This window comes from Trichloromonas sp. (assembly GCF_034006665.1).
Classification (GTDB): Bacteria; Desulfobacterota; Desulfuromonadia; order Desulfuromonadales; family Trichloromonadaceae; genus Trichloromonas.
Window position 1 is genome coordinate 1 of record NZ_JAVESI010000096.1, and the last position, 2,524, is coordinate 2,524.

General features: G+C 63.5%; 3 protein-coding genes and 1 pseudogene. All 4 read left to right on the forward strand.

The window, feature by feature from the left end; all coding sequences use genetic code 11:
- The coding region (locus tag RBR25_RS17630; RefSeq protein ID WP_432820853.1) for a GGDEF domain-containing protein at nt 1-697 on the forward strand (697 nt) is incomplete at its 5' end.
- Nucleotides 698-749: 52 nt separating this feature from the next.
- On the forward strand, nt 750-1,355 hold the full coding sequence (locus RBR25_RS17635; protein ID WP_432820854.1) for a Maf family protein: 606 nt from the start codon (nt 750-752) through the stop codon (nt 1,353-1,355).
- A gap of 16 nt (nt 1,356-1,371) precedes the next feature.
- On the forward strand, nt 1,372-2,058 hold the full coding sequence (locus RBR25_RS17640; protein WP_432820855.1) for a YggS family pyridoxal phosphate-dependent enzyme: 687 nt from the start codon (nt 1,372-1,374) through the stop codon (nt 2,056-2,058).
- Between the two features lie 124 nt (nt 2,059-2,182).
- Nucleotides 2,183-2,524: pseudogene (locus RBR25_RS17645) on the forward strand (sodium-dependent transporter); the annotation flags it as partial.

The window sequence follows — 2,524 nt, forward strand, 5'->3', positions numbered from 1 at the left end:
CAAGGCCCACGACCGCATCGTTGGTGTCCTCAATCTGGCGGACAAAGAGACCGGTACCACCTTCGGCGACGACGATCTCGCCACTTTGCATCAGCTCATCGACCAGGCCGCCCTGCTCATCGAGCGGGTCGCCGTCTATGAAAACGCCCGTAAGCTGGAGGAATTGGCGGCCCGCGATCCCCTGACCGGCCTCTACAACCGGCGCATGCTCGAAGCCCGTTTTCAGGAAGAGCTCAGCCGTTGCTCCCGGCTCAAGCACCATTTCACCATCATGATGCTCGACCTCGACCACTTCAAGGCCTACAACGACCAGTGCGGACATATCGCCGGCGACCACGCCCTGAAAAAAGTCGCCTTATTGCTCAAGAAATCGGCTCGCGAAATGGACATCGTCACCCGTTACGGCGGCGAGGAATTCTGTCTGCTACTGCCCAACACCGGCAAGGAAGAGGCCCTCTTCGTCGCCGAACGCATCCGCCGGGCGATCGAGACGGAAATCTTCCCCGGCGAAACGGCCCTGCCTACGGGGCGTCTCACTACCAGCATCGGCGTCGCCTGCTACCCCGACGACGGTGAGAAATTCGAAACCCTGGTCAACGCCGCCGACATCGCCCTCTATCAGGCCAAGAGCAAGGGGCGCAACCGGCTGGCCAGCTTTGAAGTCGTCTCCCCCTCCCTGATCAAAAAGACCGGCTGAGCCCCCCTCGGCGCGCTGGCATTTTTCCGCCCTTTCCGCTATCCTCCCGGCCATGAAATCTACTCACGATATCGTTCTGGCTTCGGCCTCTCCCCGCCGCCGCGAACTGCTCGAACGCGTCGGCATCCCCTTCCGCGTCGTCCCCAGCGACATCCCCGAGGATGAACGTCCCGGCGAAAGCCCGGAGGCACACGTGCTGCGCCTCTCCCGCGACAAGGCCGGGGAAGTCGCCGGGCGCGCCGACATCCCCGGCCGCTGGTTTATCGGTAGCGACACCATCGTTCTGCGCGACGGCCGCATTCTCGGCAAACCGGCGGATACCGCCGAGGCGGCGACCATGCTGCGCTCCCTCTCCGGCCGGGAACACCGGGTCCTCTCCGGCTACGCCGTCCATGACCGCGAAACGGGAACGATCCACGCCGACGTCGTCGCCACCCGGGTCCGGTTCAAACCGTTGACAGCGGCGGAAATCGCGGGGTACATTGCCACCGGCGAACCGATGGACAAGGCCGGCGCCTACGCCATTCAGGGGATCGGCGTCTTCATGGTCCTGGCCATCGAAGGCAGTTACACCAACGTCGTCGGCCTCCCCCTGTGCGAGGTGGTCGCCACCTTGGAACGCCTCGGCGCCGTGCGCCTTTTTGAGAATCCGACATAACCGACAGGACCCGCCCATGTCCATCCGTGAAAACATCGAAGGGATTCAGACCCGTATCGCCGCCGCCTGTGCCCGCGTCGGCCGGGATCCGGCGGAAGTGCGGCTGGTGGCGGTCTCGAAGACCAAGCCGGCGGCGCTGATCGATGAAGCGGCCGCCGCCGGGCAACGGCTTTTCGGCGAGAACTATGTCCAGGAGTTCGCCGACAAGGCCGAAGCGGTACGCGCCCCGGTGGAGTGGCACTTCATCGGTGCCCTGCAGAGCAACAAGGTCAAATACCTGCGCGGCAAGGTGACGATGATCCACTCCCTCGACCGCCTCTCCCTGGCCGAGGAGATCAACCGCCAGTGGGCCAAACTCGACCGGCCGGTGGATGTCCTGCTGGAAGTCAATCTCGGCGACGAGTCGAGCAAAGCCGGAACCGGCGCAGAGGAAGCGATCGAACTGGTCCGCCGGGTGGCAGAGCTGCCCTTTCTGCGTCTGCGTGGCCTGATGGCCCTCCCCCCCTGGCTGGACGATCCGGAAGAGGTGCGCCCCTACTTCCGCCGCCTGCGGGAAGTGGCTCGGCGGATCGAGGCGTTGAACATTCCCGGCGTAAGCATGGCCGAGCTTTCCATGGGCATGAGCAACGATTTCGAGGTCGCCATCGAGGAAGGCGCCACCCTGGTGCGGGTCGGCACCGCCATCTTCGGCGGACGCGGGTAAGGTCGATTGATACCTGAATTTGTGAGGAGTGAGGAGTGAGGCGTAAAAAAAACCTCCCACAAAATGGCTCTATTGATTTTTTCTCCTCACCCCCACCCCCTCACCCCTCACGGATTTAGATACCATGAGTTACGCTCCCCCCCGCGCCCTTTGGGCCTCCCGTCTCGGTTTTATTCTCGCCGCCGCCGGCAGCGCTGTCGGCCTCGGCAACATCTGGAAATTCCCTTACATAACCGGCCAGAACGGCGGCGGCGCCTTTGTTCTCGTCTATCTTGTCTGCATCGCCGTGGTCGGCTTGCCGATCATGATGGCCGAGCTGATGATCGGCCGCCACACCCGTAAGGACGCCGTCGGCGCCTTCATTCATCTGGAGGGGAAACGTTCGTTCTGGCAGGCGCCGGGCTGGATCAGCGTCGCCGCCGCTTTCATCATCTGCTCCTACTACTCGGTCGTCGCCGGCTGGACT